The 14,791-nt window shown below is 62.7% G+C and carries 14 protein-coding genes; 7 read left to right on the top strand and 7 right to left on the bottom strand.

Translation table 11 applies throughout. The features are described from left to right. Positions 1–86 precede the first annotated feature (86 nt). Together ACP7CJ_RS22995 and ACP7CJ_RS22990 are read left to right on the top strand one after the other, a co-directional pair. Positions 87–437, top strand: coding sequence for a DUF6124 family protein (locus ACP7CJ_RS22995; RefSeq protein ID WP_276193593.1), 351 nt, complete (start codon positions 87–89; stop codon positions 435–437). A gap of 465 nt (positions 438–902) precedes the next feature. Then, positions 903–2,054: a M14 family metallopeptidase gene (locus ACP7CJ_RS22990; protein ID WP_426102140.1), complete on the top strand. Its 1,152-nt coding sequence runs from the start codon at positions 903–905 to the stop codon at positions 2,052–2,054. 40 nt (positions 2,055–2,094) lie between these two features. Here the strand turns inward: ACP7CJ_RS22990 and ACP7CJ_RS22985 are convergent, their stop codons facing one another. The 5 genes from ACP7CJ_RS22985 to ACP7CJ_RS22965 all read right to left on the bottom strand — a co-directional run bounded on the left by ACP7CJ_RS22985 (position 2,095) and on the right by ACP7CJ_RS22965 (position 7,540). Further along, positions 2,095–2,634: a cytochrome b gene (locus ACP7CJ_RS22985; protein ID WP_426102138.1), complete on the bottom strand. Its 540-nt coding sequence runs from the start codon at positions 2,632–2,634 to the stop codon at positions 2,095–2,097. Continuing rightward, positions 2,631–3,713, bottom strand: coding sequence for a catalase family peroxidase (locus ACP7CJ_RS22980; protein WP_426102136.1), 1,083 nt, complete (start codon positions 3,711–3,713; stop codon positions 2,631–2,633). Before ACP7CJ_RS22980 ends, ACP7CJ_RS22985 begins: the two co-directional genes overlap by 4 nt. A 120-nt stretch (positions 3,714–3,833) precedes the next feature. Then, a complete protein-coding gene (locus ACP7CJ_RS22975) occupies positions 3,834–4,598 on the bottom strand; it encodes an enoyl-CoA hydratase-related protein (RefSeq protein ID WP_426102134.1) in 765 nt (254 codons plus the stop codon). Between the two features lie 43 nt (positions 4,599–4,641). Beyond that, complete coding sequence (locus tag ACP7CJ_RS22970; protein ID WP_426102132.1) at positions 4,642–5,940, bottom strand: hypothetical protein; 1,299 nt, start codon at positions 5,938–5,940, stop codon at positions 4,642–4,644. Continuing rightward, positions 5,933–7,540: an amino acid adenylation domain-containing protein gene (locus tag ACP7CJ_RS22965; protein WP_426102130.1), complete on the bottom strand. Its 1,608-nt coding sequence runs from the start codon at positions 7,538–7,540 to the stop codon at positions 5,933–5,935. Before ACP7CJ_RS22965 ends, ACP7CJ_RS22970 begins: the two co-directional genes overlap by 8 nt. Before the next feature lie 198 nt (positions 7,541–7,738). Here ACP7CJ_RS22965 and ACP7CJ_RS22960 point away from each other — a divergent pair, with 198 nt between their 5' ends. From ACP7CJ_RS22960 to ACP7CJ_RS22945, 4 genes are all read left to right on the top strand, one after another. Beyond that, a complete protein-coding gene (locus tag ACP7CJ_RS22960; RefSeq protein ID WP_426102128.1) occupies positions 7,739–8,245 on the top strand; it encodes a sigma-70 family RNA polymerase sigma factor in 507 nt (168 codons plus the stop codon). Next, positions 8,242–8,979 (top strand): anti-sigma factor family protein, encoded by a 738-nt coding sequence (locus ACP7CJ_RS22955; protein WP_426102126.1) that lies wholly within the window; start codon positions 8,242–8,244, stop codon positions 8,977–8,979. Before ACP7CJ_RS22960 ends, ACP7CJ_RS22955 begins: the two co-directional genes overlap by 4 nt. A gap of 108 nt (positions 8,980–9,087) precedes the next feature. After that, the gene (gene zapE / locus ACP7CJ_RS22950) at positions 9,088–10,182 is read left to right on the top strand and encodes a cell division protein ZapE (RefSeq protein WP_426102124.1); all 1,095 of its coding nucleotides are present in this window, start codon (positions 9,088–9,090) and stop codon (positions 10,180–10,182) included. 40 nt (positions 10,183–10,222) lie between these two features. Continuing rightward, positions 10,223–11,536: a protein kinase gene (locus ACP7CJ_RS22945; protein ID WP_276193599.1), complete on the top strand. Its 1,314-nt coding sequence runs from the start codon at positions 10,223–10,225 to the stop codon at positions 11,534–11,536. Between the two features lie 335 nt (positions 11,537–11,871). Here ACP7CJ_RS22945 and ACP7CJ_RS22940 read toward each other — a convergent pair whose 3' ends face one another. Together ACP7CJ_RS22940 and ACP7CJ_RS22935 are read right to left on the bottom strand one after the other, a co-directional pair. Then, positions 11,872–12,579: a YebC/PmpR family DNA-binding transcriptional regulator gene (locus ACP7CJ_RS22940; RefSeq protein ID WP_276193600.1), complete on the bottom strand. Its 708-nt coding sequence runs from the start codon at positions 12,577–12,579 to the stop codon at positions 11,872–11,874. Between the two features lie 101 nt (positions 12,580–12,680). After that, positions 12,681–13,538: a LysR substrate-binding domain-containing protein gene (locus tag ACP7CJ_RS22935; RefSeq protein WP_426102122.1), complete on the bottom strand. Its 858-nt coding sequence runs from the start codon at positions 13,536–13,538 to the stop codon at positions 12,681–12,683. Positions 13,539–13,663: 125 nt separating this feature from the next. Here ACP7CJ_RS22935 and ACP7CJ_RS22930 point away from each other — a divergent pair, with 125 nt between their 5' ends. Next, positions 13,664–14,773 (top strand): 2-aminoethylphosphonate--pyruvate transaminase, encoded by a 1,110-nt coding sequence (locus ACP7CJ_RS22930; protein ID WP_426102120.1) that lies wholly within the window; start codon positions 13,664–13,666, stop codon positions 14,771–14,773. Positions 14,774–14,791 lie beyond the last annotated feature (18 nt).

The following is a 14,791-nucleotide window of genomic DNA, read 5'->3' as shown; positions in this document are numbered from 1 at the left end:
TTTGTAGTAATCCATAAAACGACATAAATACGATACGTACTATTATCGGGCATCCGCGTTTCGACACCCAACCCGAGTACCGACCTATGACGACAAGCCCCTATCGCCTGCCCGGCGAACCCGAATCCCATGAACTGCTCGACATGCGCAGCAGCGGTGCCGCTCAACGTGCGCTGGACTATTATTTGAAAGAAGATATGTGCGACTCGGCCCCGAATGACGCCTTCTTCAGCATCAAGCCCGGCATCAGCCCGGAGGAAGCCCTGGTGCATGCCTCGGACCTGTTGCGCAGCGCGGCCGCCACGGCCTACGAATCGGCGAGCAGCCATCAAGGCAACCAGCGTGACCTGGCATTTTCAGTGGTGTATTTGATTGATATGGCGAAGGCGATGGTGGAGCGATCGTTGCAGGCGCCGCACGCTCAGGACAATCCATGAGCCACACGAAAGAAAAATATTCCTATCCCTCGGATAAAAACATTTGACTTGCAAATGATAATGATTATTATTGGAGCCAGCTGATCGCGAGATCAGTCGATAGGCCAAGAGACCTTAGGTCGGACTCTTGGAATATCTCCTCATCAGGCTAATCACGGTTTTTGACCCGGCTCTTTGGCCGGGTCTTTTTTTTGCCAGTTTCCCTGGCATGGCTTCAGGCTAATGAGGACTGTGTGTTGCTTGATGACGCAAATGATAGCAAAAGACCATCGTCGAAAGAAAGCCGGGCGACCGCTCTAGCTCAGATCTTTGCGAAATAGCGCTTGAGAATCAATCTCATAGACCCTAAGCTGCAGCGGCGTCAAGGACGACGCCCCCCTCCTCTCGCAACAATTTTGCATCCAGATTTTGCCCAACCTCTGTGTAAGATAACCGCCACAACACTCATACTCAGGCAACCAGACTATGACCGTGGCCTTGACCTCCATCAAGATAAGCACCGACTTCGACAGCGGCAACATCCAAGTGCTGGATGCCAGCGATGCCTATCACTTGTTGCTGGCAATCAAACCCGATACCCGCAGTCACCATTTCCAATGGTTCCACTTCAAGGCCGAAGGCATGCATGTGGGCCACACCCACACCTTCCGCCTGAGCAACGCCGGGCAATCGTCCTATAAGCACGCCTGGAGCGGCTACAACGCCGTGGCGTCGTATGACCATGTCACTTGGTTTCGGGTGCCTACGCGCTTCGATGGTGAAACCCTGCACATCAGCCTGGAAACCCGCGAGAAGCATGCGTGGTTTGCCTACTTCGAACCCTACAGCCGCGCGCGCCACGCCGGGCTCATCGACCAGGCGCTGAACCACGCGGGCACCCAGCTGCTGGCCACCGGTAAAAGTGTCGAAGGCCGCGATATCCAATTGTTGCGCCGTGGCAAAGGTGGCGCAGGTCGGCGCAAGGTGTGGATCATCGCCCAGCAGCATCCCGGCGAGCACATGGCCGAATGGTTTATGGAAGGCATCATCGAACGCCTGCAGCAGGACGGTGATGCCGAGCTGAGAAAGCTGTTGGCCGTCGCCGACCTGTACCTGGTGCCGAACATGAACCCCGACGGCGCCTTCCACGGCCACCTGCGCACCAACGCCATGGGCCAGGACCTCAATCGCGCCTGGCAGAACGCCAGCCAGGAGATCAGCCCGGAGGTGTTGTTCGTCCAGAAGCAAATGGAAAAGTATGGCGTCGACCTGTTCCTCGATATCCACGGTGACGAGGAAATCCCCTACGTATTCGCCGCCGCCTGCGAAGGCAACCCCGGCTACACCCCGCGTATCGAAGGGCTGGAAAAACACTTCCGCAGCCACCTGAGCGCCTTGACCCGGGACTTCCAGACCACCCACGGCTACACCCGCGACCTGCCGGGCGAAGCCAATATGACCCTGGCCTGCAATGCCGTCGGTGAGAAATACGACTGCCTGTCGCTGACCCTGGAGATGCCCTTCAAGGACAACGACGACGCCCCCAACCCGCACACCGGCTGGTCGGGCAAACGGTCGATGCAGTTGGGCAAGGATGTATTGAGCAGCGTGGCCGATATCGTCAGCCTGTTGCGCTGAATGCGGCGAGCGTACTCGCCACAACCATCGAGCGCGGGCCTCAGTCCTGGGTGCCCGTCATGCTCCGCAGCACGCCATCACGGCGAATCAACCCATGGAACAGCGCTGCCGCCAGGTGCAACAGCACCGTGAGGAACAGCACGTAGGCAAGATAGCCATGGGCCTTGCGCAGTAACGCGAACAACGGCGCGTTGGCCGCCACCAGCGCCGGCAGTTGCACCGAACGGCTGAGCATCACCGGGTCGCCCGCCGCCGAAATCATCGCCCAGCCGAGCAGCGGCAACACCAGCATCAAGGCATATAGCACCAGATGGGACGCTTTGGCCGCCAACACTTGCCACAGCGGCAAATCGCTAGGCAACGGCGGTTGGCGCGTAGAGAAACGCACCACCAAGCGAACGATCACCAACGCCAGGATCGCGATGCCCAGCGGCTTGTGCAGGTGAATCAACCATTCATGGCGTTCGGAAACCGAGGCCGCCAGCCCCGCGCCGATAAACAGCATGGCGATGATCATCAGCGCCATCAGCCAGTGCAGCAAGCGCGCCAGAGGGGCGAAAAACCGTGGTTGGGCATTCATGGCTTCGACTCCTGAGCGCTGCGGTGCAACGGGCTGACTTCTGCGGCGCGACGCAGGTAAGAACTGGCGTAAGCGGCCGAACGTGCGGCCAGCAACGGGTCATTCGAGGCTTCGATACCGCTCGGCAGAATCAGCGGATCAAAGTTGATGTCGCGGCAATCGCCGTCTGCTTGCGCTTGGCTGCTTTGCAGCACCAGGGTGCCGGCGTTCAGCACTGTGTGCTCGCCGATCCAGGGTTTGCTTGCATCGTCGAGCGGATCGCCGGGGTTGGCCAGGGTCAGGTTTAACTGCCAACGCAACGGTGCTGAAGCCAGGCGTTGCATCAGATCTTTTTCCAGGAAATCACTGCCGGCTGGCGCGGTATCCCCCGCAGCATCCAGGCTCTGCGGGACAACTCCCCAACGCACGGCCTGGCGCTTACCATCGGCGCCCACGAGGTAAAACGCATTGATACCGTTATAGGTTTCAGTCGCATAGCTGGCGGATGGCTTGGCCGTCTTGACCCACGCCAGGAACGGCGCGGCCTCGGGATGGGCCGCAAAGAACGCCGGCATATTCGCCGGGTTCGGCTTGCCGGTGGCCGGGTCGGGCGCGCCGGCCTTGAGCATTTGGTAGAACGCCTCAGGGGTGCCCACCGGGAATACCGGCATGCTATTCATCCCGGTGCGCCACTGCTGGCCGTTGGCCTGGCTGAATTGCACGGCAAAGCTGCGGATGGGCACGCTGCTGTCCGGCGCGTAGGGATTACCGCTGGGCAAGGCAAAACGGCCGATCAGCGGGGTCTTGGCCGCGTTGAATACCTGAGCACTCGAGTAGGCTCGCGCCTCGCTGCTGCTCTCGAAATACCCGGCGACACACACACCCTTGGCGTGGTTGCGGCGGAACCCCGGGTGTACGCCGTTATTGGTTTCCAGGGCATTGACCAGGGTTTTGGGCTGCAGACGTTGTGGGTCGAAGGTGCCGTTGACGTAGGCAAACGCCCCGGCGACAACCGCCACCACGCCACCGATACACGCCAGCCTGAGCACCAGGCTGGCCGTGCTGAGTGGCCGACGGGGCGGTGATGAGTGATCTACCATGAAAGCTCCAGGGCGCGTGGCCAAGGGGGAATTGAGCTATGAGACGAATCCCATGTAGGTTTATTCCCCCTTCACTGTAGTTTTTTTCATAGTAGCCCTAGCACCGCGTCCTGCGCCCTCCTAGACCTGATTAAACACGGCCGCTCGCTTGTCGAGAAACGCCCGCATGCCCTCCTGCTGATCAGGCGTGGCGAACAGGCTGTGGAACAGCCGGCGTTCCAGCCGCACGCCCTCGTGCAAGCCGAGCTGCAGGGATTGCTCGACCGCTTCACGCGCCGCCCGCGTGGCCAGGCGAGAAAAACCGGCGATTTGCGCGGCCACTGCCAGCGTCCGCTCGAGCAAGGTCGCCGCCGGATAGACACGTGACACCAGCCCGGCCTGTTCAGCCTCCTGAGCGCTCATCGGCCGCCCGGTCAGCACCAGGTCCATGGTCTTGGCCTTGCCGATCAAGCCTGCCAAGCGCTGGGTCGCGCCCATGCCCGGCATCACGCCGAGCTTGATTTCCGGCTGGGCAAAGGTGGCGGTATCGGCGGCAAAAATCATGTCGCACATCAGCGCCAGCTCACAGCCGCCACCGAAGGCGTAACCGTTGACGGCGGCAATGGTCGGCGTGCGCAGGCGGCTAAACGCCTCCCAGCCGACGAAGTAATCCTCGTTGAGCATGTCCAGATAGGACTTGCCACTCATCTCCTTGATATCGGCTCCGGCGGCGAAGTACTCCGCTGCGCCGGTGATGACAAAACACCCGACCTCGGGGTCTTGGTCGAGGGCCTCCAGACAGGAAACCAGCTGCGTCATCAGCGCCGAGTTCAGCGCGTTCTTGACATGGGGACGATTGAGCCTGGCCAGGACCACCCGGCCATGACGCTCGATCACTACATTCATAGGCACCTCCAGTGATTGATATCGTTGAATGAACACGCGCTTTTCAGGAATCCCAGATCGCGCCATAGGCGGGTATTCCCCGGGCTTCCAGCGCTTGCACCACCTGTCGCGTCAGACGTTGGTTGGCGATACAGATCACTGCCTCCGCGCCAAAGGCTTGCACCGCACCGTAGGCCAACTGCACCAGGTCAGGTTTGCCGCGCGCATCGGTGTCCCAGATCAACGCGCCGGGCTGGGCGCGCAGGATCTCGTCGACCCATTCGTCGCCGTAGGTCTTTCTCGGGCTGCGGGTCGACCAGATCAGTTGGATCGGCAGCCGCGCCGCGAGTAAATGCGGCATGACCGGGCCGATCCCGCTGCCGGTGGCGACGTACACCACCGACTTGAACAGGGTTTCCACATTGGCCACGCCGGCAGTGGTGATGCCCTTGACCCATACATGGCTCGGCAAGTCCTCGATAAAGCGCCCCGTCCAATCGCCGGCGCGGGAGATGGTCAGACGAAACCCGGCCTGGCCCGGCGTGGGGATGTTGGCAAAGGAGTGCCACTCCAGCAGCGGATGCCGGCTGATCGCGGTCGACGAACCGGCAAAAGGCGTGGTGTGGGTAAAGCGCGTAATTACCGCATGCCCGGAAGGCCGCGTGTGTTCAACGGCAACTTTGCGCAGCCGCAGCCAGGGCAGCGCGATGCTCAGCGTCAACAGCACCAGCATCCAGAACGCGCCACTGTGCAGCAGGCTCGCAAAGCTATCGACGGACGCCAGCAACGTCAGCCCCCAAAACAACAGCAACGCAGCCCACCCCGCAAACCGATGAACCCGCTCGAAGCCATTGTGAAACCGCCCCCGAATGCGCGGTTGAGCCATGACCACCATCAACAGCAACACGCCGAGCAACGTAGCGCCGAGCCACAACTCGGCGAGCGAAACACTGCCCGGCTGCTGCAGATAGTCCGTGGCCCGCACACCGACCCACCCCGCGAACCAACCCGTGGCCGCCAGGGCCGCGCCGCTGTGCAGCCCACCGAAGTGGTACACCTTGGCCGCACTGCGCCGCACACGCAGCGGCCAGGTGACGGGAACACGCGTCGCCAACCAGAACAACGCATTGATCAGGTATTGCTGGCGAATCAGGATGGCCAGCGACAGGTTGATCAGCACCAGCTCCGACAACGTCTGGGCGCTGATGCCCGGCAGGCCGACGCCGAACACGGCAAACGCGAGGTTGCTGATCAACACCAGCGCCACCAGGCGGTTGTAGTAGGAAAACACCGGCAACGCCGTCCAGCGCCGCCAGAGCGCCGGTTTGGGTGGCACCACGGTTTGGCTCAGCGCATCAAGCATGGCCAGACTCCTGCGGCGCGAACGCCTGCCATGCCACCCACCTTTCGCGCGCCCGTTGCAGCAACAGCGCCTTGTCGATCTTGCCCCTGGCGGTCAGTGGAAAATGCTCCACCACGTCAATCAGTGACGGCACGCAGTAGTAGGCCAGGCGTTGCTCGCACTGCAATCGGCAAGACGCCACGTCGGCGCTGGCCGGCGAAACAAAGGCCACCAAGGTGCGGCTGTCGAGCTTCAGCGTGACCGCCCGCGTGCAGCCATCGCCGGCCTCCAGGGCGGTGGACACCGCGTCCAGTTCCACGCGGAACCCGCGGACTTTCACTTGGTCATCGACGCGCCCCAAGTGTTCGAGTTGCCCGTCGGCCGTCCAGCGCCCCAGGTCGCGCGTGCGGAACATCATGGCATCGCCGCCCAGAAAGGGGTCCGGGCGGTAGCGTTCGTGGGTCAGTGCGCGGTTGTTCAGGTAGCCCGCCGTCACCCCGGCGCCGCCTGCCCACATTTCCCCGGTTTGCCCCAACTCACAGGGGCGTCCCTGTTCGTCGAGCACGTACACGCTGTTGTTGGGTGTCGGCTGGCCGATGGTCAATGGCGCGCCAGGCACATGCCGATGCAACGTGTTGACGATGGTGGTTTCGGTGGGCCCGCAGCCGTTGTAGAACGTACAGTGCTCGGCCCAACGCTCGGCCAGGGCCTGGGAACAGGGTTCTCCGGCGACCGCGACCACCTGGAGATCGGGGCACTGCCGAGGGTCGAGGCGCGCCAGTATCGAGGGGGTTGCAATCAACACATGGCACTGTGCAGCGGTCTGTGCAATGGCTTTGCCGCGAATCAGCAAGGTCGCGCCATGGGCCAGGCAACCGAGTATTTCCCAGACCGCCATGTCGAACCCGATATTGAGGATCTGCCCCACGTTGCGGCCCGGCGCCATGCCCATCCGCCCGGGCTGCGTCAGCAGGATGTTGCAGACGTTACGGTGACTGACACACACGCCGTTGGGGCGCCCTGTCGTGCCGGAGGTGAACAGCACGAAACACAGGTCATGGGTGTCGGCGGCGGCGAACACGTGATGATTGTCCTGGGTGATCCAGGGCTCTTCGGCCAGGAAGCTGTCCAGGCACAGGCGGCGCTGGGCGGCGTCCGGCGGAATGCGATCCGCCAGGTTCGACAGGGTCAGAATCACCGGGCTGGTCAAGGACTCGAGGACCATGGCCAGTTGCAGGGTCGGTACGATTCTGGCGTCCTGCGGCACGTAGGCGGCGCCGACCTTCAACACCGCCAACAGGCCCACCACCATGGGGATCGAACGCTCGACGAACAGCGCCACGGTGTCGCCGCGTTTCACGCCCTGTTCGACCAGGCGCGCGGCCAAACGATTGGCTTGGCGGTTGAGTTGTTCGTAACTGATGCGCTGTCCCGCCCACACCGCCGCCGTCGCGTGCGGCGCCAGCGCCGCTTGCGCTTCGATGGCGTGGTGGATACAGCCGTAGCCCGGAGGGGTTGACGGACCAAAGCCCCATTGCTCGAACAAGACTCGCTGCAGGACAGACAGATGCGCCAGCACCGGGTGGGAAAAAAGCCGCTTGTCGGTCGGTGAAAACGTCATGGATACACCCTCATCGGTTGACTGCCGAAAAATAGCTGGCAGGTACGAGGGTGGATTGAGGCGCGAGCCGTTGATTACAGGTACTCAGGATTTACAGAAACGTCTCACCGACACGCGTAACGTTTCTTTTCATCGCGAGTGGAATAACCTACAGGGAGCAGCGTCTACCTGCATACAACCGGCTAGACTCGATTCCCCATGCATGAACTCGACGAACAGTTACGTGAACTCATCCCCAGGCTGCGGCGTTTTGCCGTGTCCCTGAGCCGTAACGCCAGCAGCGCCGACGACCTGGTGCAATCGACCCTGGAACGGGCGATCACGCGCTGGGCCGACAAAACCGTCGACGGCGACCTGCGCGCCTGGCTGTTCTCGATCCTCTACCGGCAGTTCCTCGATGCCCATCGGCGCACCCGGCGCTATGCACGCATGCTTGAGTTGTTTACTGGCCGCGATAATGTGCAGCCCTCGGTCGAACGCACGGTGATCGCCCAGTCGACCCTGCAAGCCTTCGACCAGCTCAACAGCGAACAGCGCGCCCTGCTGTTGTGGGTGTCGGTCGAAGGCTTGAGCTACAAGGAAGTCGCGCAGATTCTCGATGTGCCCATCGGCACCGTAATGTCGCGCCTGTCCAGGGCGCGCCAAGCCCTGCGTCAACTCAGCGATGGCGAAATTAGCCGCCCTTCCCTGCGGATACTCAAATGATCAGCCTGCCCCCCAGCGAACATGATTTGCATGCCTACGTCGATCAGCAACTGCCAGAGAGCGATCGGCGCGTGCTGGAAACCTACTTGGCTGCCCACCCCGAGGTCGCCGCCCAGGTCCATGCCTGGCAGCAGGACGCGCACGTATTGCGCGCCGCCTTGAGTGGCGCACTCCAGCAGCCGGCCAACCCGAACCTGGACCCGGCGCTGATCCGCCAGCGCATCAAGCAGCAGTCGCGCCGCCATTTCGCCACGGCGGCGCTGCTGCTGATAGCGATCAGCCTTGGCGGTCTGGGCGGCTGGCAGGCCCGCGAAGCCACGCAATCGCCCATGCTGCCCATGACCGATGCCATGCAGGCCTACCGTCTGTTTGCCCAGGACGGTGTGCTGCCCGCCGACTATCACGCCCAGGGCAGCGACACCATGCAAGCCTGGCTCGACCGCTATTTCAACCAGGCCCAGCGCCTGCCCGACCTGAGCCAGGCGGGCTTCAGCCCTGTCAGCGGGCGTTTGCTCAGCACCGAACAAGGCGCGGCGGCGATGGTGCTGTACGAGGATCTGCAAGGCCGGCACATCAGTTTTTATATCCGTCCACCGGGCCCGGAAAACGCCTTCCTGCCCCGTGGCAGCCGCAGCGCCGATGGCTTGCAGGCCGAGTACTGGTCCGGCGGCGGGTACAACTATGCGATGGTCAGCCCGGTGGGTCAGCCGACCACGCCGCTGCTGCGCTTCTAAAAACCGACGGCCATGCGGTTTCGAGATAGCTGGCGGCGCGCTTCTCTATTGGTCAAATCCAAGCTGTCGCCCTAAAGTGAGCGACCACCGCACACAGAGTGACTCCCATTGGCGCCGCGTTCCCTGATCCGTCGTTTGCTCGGTAAAAAACACCACACCCACGACGACTCGCCCATCCCGACGTTCTTTCAGACCAAGGCCGAGCAGCACGGCTATACCCTCAGCGCCGCACAAGCCCAGGCGATTGCCGCGATGGCGCGTGAAACCCGGCACCTGCTCGCCGGCCAGCCCACCCGCAGCCTGTATTTGCACGGGCCGGTGGGGCGCGGCAAAAGTTGGCTGCTGGATGGGTTTTTCCAGGCATTGCCGATTGCCGCAAAACAACGCGTGCATTTCCATGACTTTTTCGCCCACCTGCACCGGGGCATGTTCGCCCATCGTCAGCACCACGACGCACTGGCCGTGACCCTTGATGCGCTGCTGGACGGCTGCCGCGTGCTGTGTTTCGACGAATTCCACGTCCACGATATCGGCGATGCAATGCTGATCAATCGCCTGTTCAAGGCGTTGTTCCAACGTCGCGTACTGGTGCTGGTGACGTCCAATTACCCGCCGCAAGGGCTATTGCCCAACCCGCTGTACCACGAGCGCTTCAAACCGGTGATCGAGCTGATCGCGGCGCGTATGGACGTGCTGGAAGTCAGCTCGCCCGAGGACTTCCGCAGCCTGCCCCAGGCCCATGCCGAACAGCGCTTCAGCAGCGGTCAGTATGTGTGGCCAGGCACAACGGCGCAGCGCACCGCGCTCGGGCTGCCGGCAGCGGATTGCCCGGCGCAGGTGCTGAGGGTCGGCAACCGCCCGTTGCGCTGCCGCAGCCAGCAGGCACGGCGCATCGCCTTCACGTTCGCTGACCTCTGCGAACAACTCACGGCGGTGATGGATTACCTGCTGCTGTGCCAGGACTTCGACCACTGGATCATCGACGGGCTGCCGCACCTGGCAGACTGTCCGATTGCCGTGCAACAGCGCTTTATCAATTTGGTGGACGTGCTCTACGACCAGGATAAACAGCTGATCCTGATCGGTGCGCACCCGCTGGAGCAGGCCTTGAGCGGCCACGCCATCGATCTGGCGCGTACTGCCAGTCGCCTGAACCAATTGCAAGCGGTCCACCCGCAACACACGCCCGACCCGCTATCATGAGCGCCTTTTACACCCCCCTTGCCGAGTGACCGCGCCGTTCATGAATACCCTCGCCCAACTCAAGGCCGGCCAATTGGCCGGCATCCAGCGCCTGGACCTGTCCTGCGGGCTGACCGAATTCCCCCGGGAAATCTTCGAACTGGCCGACTCCCTGGAAATCCTCAACCTCAGCGGCAACGCCCTGAGTAGCCTGCCCGACGACCTGCATCGCCTGCCGCACCTGCGCGTGCTGTTCTGCTCGGACAACGCCTTTACCGAACTGCCGGCCTGCCTGGGCCAATGCGCAAAGCTGAGCATGATAGGCTTCAAAGCCAACCGGATCAGCCACGTGCCGGCCGCCGCGCTACCGCCGCTGTTGCGCTGGTTGATCCTCACCGACAACTGCATCAGCCAACTGCCCGACGAATTGGGCCAGCGGCCGCTGCTGCAAAAACTGATGCTGGCCGGCAACCACCTGGCGCACCTGCCGCCAAGCCTGGCCAACTGCCACAACCTCGAGCTGATCCGCATCGCCTCCAACCGCCTCACCGGCCTGCCGCACTGGCTCCTGGCACTGCCCAGCCTGACCTGGCTGGCCTACGCCGGCAACCCGGTGGAAATGGCGGTAGACGTAGCTGACGACGACGCGACGCCGGACATTCCGTGGTCGGCACTGGAACTGGCCGAGGTCCTCGGAGAAGGCGCCTCCGGGGTGATTCGCAAGGCGCTCTGGCAACCCTCGGCCAAGCCGGTGGCGGTCAAGTTGTATAAAGGCAGCATCACCAGCGATGGCTCACCGCTGCACGAAATGCAGGCGTGCATTGCCGCCGGGCTGCATCCCAACCTGATCAAGGTGGAAGGCCGCGTGGTTGACCACCCGGATGACCAGGCCGCGCTGGTGATGGACCTGATCGAGCCGAGCTACCGCAACCTCGCCGCCCTGCCGAGCCTGGCGTCCTGCACCCGCGATATCTACGAACCGGCCACCCGCTTCAGCCTCGCCGTGGCATTGCGCATGGCACGCGGCATCGCCTCGGTGGCCGCGCACCTGCACCGCCACGGCATCACCCATGGCGACCTGTACGGCCACAATATTCTGTGGAACGCGGCGGGCGACTGCTTGCTCGGGGATTTCGGCGCGGCATCGTTCCATGCCTCGGCGGACACCGTGGAAACCCGGGCGCTGCAACGCATTGAAGTACGGGCGTTCGGGGTGTTGCTCGGGGAGTTGCTGGAGCGGATTGACACGGGCTTGAGCGACGCCACGCGCCAGGCACTGGAAGGCTTGCAGGGGCGTTGCTGTCAGCCCGAGGTGTTGGCGCGGCCGAGCTTCAAAGAAGTCGAAGCGCTGCTGCAATCTATTCCACACCACTGAACCCAATGTGGGAGGGGGCTTGCTCCCGATGGCAGTAACACATTCAACATCATCGTTGACTGAGGCACCGCTATCGGGAGCAAGCCCCCTCCCACCGTTTGGAGCGCGTTTATTCAGCTACGAATCAGCCAGCCAAGCCTTCGAGAAAGGCTTCGAATCTGCTCATCGTGGAAACCAGGGCGCTGCAACGCAGTCTATTCCACACCACTGAACCCAATGTGGGAGGGGGCTTGCTCCCGATGGCAGTAGCACATTCAACATCATCGTTGACTGAGGCACCGCTATCGGGAGCAAGCCCCCTCCCACCGTTTGGAGCGCGTTTATTCAGCTACGAATCAGCCAGCCAAGCCGACGAACATATCCTGCACGTCATCGTGGTTGTCCAGGCCTTCGAGGAAGGCTTCGACTTCAGCCATCTGCTCGTCGGTCAAACCCGACACCGGGTTCTTCGCGATATAGCCCAGCTTGGCCGACAGCACGGTAAATCCCTGCTCCGGCAGCGCTTTCTGCACGGCGTCGAGGTCGGTGGTTTCGGTGATGAACTGAGTGGTGCCCTCTTCTTCGCCCTCTTCGAAATCCTGGGCGCCCGCTTCAATGGCCGCCATTTCAGGATCGGCATCCGGGCTGTCCGGCGCGGCTTCGATCAGGCCGACGTGGTTGAAGTCCCAGGCCACGGAGCCGGAAGCGCCCAACTGGCCCTTGCGGAACGCCACGCGGATTTCCGCCACGGTGCGGTTGATGTTGTCGGTCACGCATTCAACGATCAACGGCACTTGGTGCGGGGCGAACCCTTCGTAGGTCACGCGGTGGTACTGCACGGTTTCACCGAGCAGACCGGCGCCTTTCTTGATGGCGCGGTCCAGGGTTTCCTTGGGCATCGAGGCTTTTTTGGCCTGCTCCACCACCAGACGCAAGTGGGCGTTGGTCGCGGTGTCGGCACCGTTACGGGCGGCGATGGTGATCTCTTTCACCAGTTTGCCGAAGATCTTGCCCTTGGCATTGGATGCCGCTTCTTTATGTTTGACTTTCCACTGTGCGCCCATGACTCACTCTCTTTCTCGTCCATCGCGCCGAGACGTCTACTGGCCAGCGCTTTGGGGGCAGAGTTTATAGGGCAAAAACGCAACGTTCCACCAAAAAACCTTCACGGCGCCAGCTCGAAAAACGCCTGAATCAAACGCAGCGACCGACGGCGCTCCATGCACCCCAGGCTGTGTCGGTTGACCAGCCCCTCCCCGTGGATCGGCAGCGCACGCACGCGTGGGTCCGGGCTGACCTCCATCGAGGACACCACGCCCACCCCCAACTGCGCGGCAACGGCTTCGGTCACCGCCTCCCGGCTGTCCAACTCCAGCAGTACTTTCGGTTGCACACCCGCCCCCAGGCAGGCGTGGTCAAAGGTGCGCCGCGTGATGGACCCGGGCTCGCGCAGCACCATGATCACCTCGTGCAATTGCGCCAGTTGAATGCCCTCGGCCAGCGTCGCCCACGGGTGGCCGGCCGGTACCAACGCGCAGATCCGCGACTCGCTCAACGCTTGCAGGTGCAGGCCGTTGCGCGGTTCAACTTCGGTGAGCACCGCCACATCCGCGTGCTCGGACAGCAGCGCCGCCAGGGTTTCCTGGGCATTGCCCAGCCGCAGGTTAACGGTAATGCCCGGGTAGCGCGCGCGCAGGCTGGCGATCATCGGCATCACCAGGTGCGGGCCATCCGCCGCGACTTCGAGGCGCCCGGTGAGCAACTGCCGATTCGCCTCCAGCAGCGCCTGGGCCTCATCCACCAGGCCGAAGATCGCCCGGGTGAGCGCCGCCAGGCGTGTGCCCTCTTCGGTCAACTCCACACGTCGCGCAGTGCGGCGCAACAACGGGATCTGGTAGCGCTCTTCCAGGGCCTTGATGTGCCCGGTCACCGCCGGCTGGCTGATGAACAACCGCGCCGCCGCACGGGTAAAGCTGCCCTCGCGGGCCACCGCATCGAATGCGCGTAGTTGGAACAAGTTCATGCTGACTGACCTGATTATCGGCCTAACTGATAGCTCGCATAACAACAAACAATTTGATTGATGACAAGCCAAACTGCAATTTAGGCGCCGTAACGTCAACCCCCGACACCTTGCAAGGACTTGAGATGAGCACCGCCGCGCCGATCCTGCTGACCCCTGGCCCCCTGACCACCTCTGCCCGCACCCGCCAGGCAATGCGGGTGGATTGGGGTTCATGGGATGAGCGTTTCAACCAGTTGACCGCCAGCGTCTGCTCGCAACTGTTGGCGATCATCAACGGCGCAGACAGCCACCATTGCGTGCCGTTGCAAGGCAGCGGCACCTTCGCCGTCGAAGCCGCCATCGGCACCCTGGTGCCACGCGACGGCAAGGTGCTGGTGCTGATCAACGGCGCCTATGGCAAGCGCCTGGCAAAGATCTGCGAAGTGCTCGGCCGCGACTTCACCACCGTTGAAACCGCCGAGGACGAACCCGCCAGCGCCGCCGACGTCGACCGCCTGCTGCACGCCGACCCGGCCATCACCCACGTCGCGTTGATCCACTGCGAAACCAGTACCGGCCTCCTCAACCCGCTGGCGCAGATCGCCCAAGTGGTCAAACAGCATGGCAAGCGCCTGATCGTCGACGCGATGAGTTCCTTCGGCGCGCTGCCGATCGATGCCCGCGAAGTGCCGTTCGATGCCCTGATCGCTGCTTCAGGCAAATGCCTGGAAGGCGTGCCGGGCATGGGGTTTGTCTTCGCCGAAAAACGCGCGTTGGGCGCCGCCCAAGGCAACTGTCACTCCCTCGCGATGGACCTCTTCGAGCAGCACCACTACATGGCCAAGACCGGCCAGTGGCGCTTCACCCCGCCGACCCACGTGGTCGCCGCGCTGCACGAAGCGCTGCTGCAATACCACGAAGAAGGCGGCCGGCCCACGCGCCACCGACGCTACGCCAACAATTGCCAGGTGCTGCTCGAAGGCATGGCCGAACTGGGCCTGCGCAGCTTTCTGCCGGCGGCGATCCAGGCCCCCATCATCGTCACCTTCCATGCGCCGAAAGACCCGCGCTACCAGTTCAAGGCGTTCTACGAACGGGTCAAGGCCAAGGGTTTCATTCTGTACCCGGGCAAATTGACCCAGGTGGACACCTTTCGCGTGGGCTGCATCGGCCACGTCAATGCGGCCGAGATGCGTGCGGCGGTCGCGGCGGTTGCGCAGGTACTGCAAGAAATGCAAGTGCTGGACATCTGATTGCCCTTTACCCACAGG

It is taken from the genome of Pseudomonas sp. PSPC3-2 (assembly GCF_049897085.1).
GTDB lineage: Bacteria > Pseudomonadota > Gammaproteobacteria > Pseudomonadales > Pseudomonadaceae > Aquipseudomonas > Aquipseudomonas paraveronii.
This window is presented reverse-complemented; position numbering and strand designations above follow the sequence as displayed.

Excerpts from the sequence above, each read along its gene's own strand:
- ACP7CJ_RS22960 (WP_426102128.1), top strand. The coding sequence starts at position 7,739 with ATGCATGAACTCGACGAACAGTTACGTGAACTCATCCCCAGGCTGCGG.
- ACP7CJ_RS22990 (WP_426102140.1), top strand. The coding sequence starts at position 903 with ATGACCGTGGCCTTGACCTCCATCAAGATAAGCACCGACTTCGACAGC.
- ACP7CJ_RS22965 (WP_426102130.1), bottom strand. The coding sequence starts at position 7,540 with ATGACGTTTTCACCGACCGACAAGCGGCTTTTTTCCCACCCGGTGCTG.
- ACP7CJ_RS22985 (WP_426102138.1), bottom strand. The coding sequence starts at position 2,634 with ATGAATGCCCAACCACGGTTTTTCGCCCCTCTGGCGCGCTTGCTGCAC.
- ACP7CJ_RS22930 (WP_426102120.1), top strand. The coding sequence starts at position 13,664 with ATGAGCACCGCCGCGCCGATCCTGCTGACCCCTGGCCCCCTGACCACC.
- ACP7CJ_RS22935 (WP_426102122.1), bottom strand. The coding sequence starts at position 13,538 with ATGAACTTGTTCCAACTACGCGCATTCGATGCGGTGGCCCGCGAGGGC.
- ACP7CJ_RS22955 (WP_426102126.1), top strand. The coding sequence starts at position 8,242 with ATGATCAGCCTGCCCCCCAGCGAACATGATTTGCATGCCTACGTCGAT.
- ACP7CJ_RS22975 (WP_426102134.1), bottom strand. The coding sequence starts at position 4,598 with ATGAATGTAGTGATCGAGCGTCATGGCCGGGTGGTCCTGGCCAGGCTC.
- ACP7CJ_RS22995 (WP_276193593.1), top strand. The coding sequence starts at position 87 with ATGACGACAAGCCCCTATCGCCTGCCCGGCGAACCCGAATCCCATGAA.
- ACP7CJ_RS22970 (WP_426102132.1), bottom strand. The coding sequence starts at position 5,940 with ATGCTTGATGCGCTGAGCCAAACCGTGGTGCCACCCAAACCGGCGCTC.
- ACP7CJ_RS22980 (WP_426102136.1), bottom strand. The coding sequence starts at position 3,713 with ATGGTAGATCACTCATCACCGCCCCGTCGGCCACTCAGCACGGCCAGC.
- ACP7CJ_RS22945 (WP_276193599.1), top strand. The coding sequence starts at position 10,223 with ATGAATACCCTCGCCCAACTCAAGGCCGGCCAATTGGCCGGCATCCAG.
- ACP7CJ_RS22940 (WP_276193600.1), bottom strand. The coding sequence starts at position 12,579 with ATGGGCGCACAGTGGAAAGTCAAACATAAAGAAGCGGCATCCAATGCC.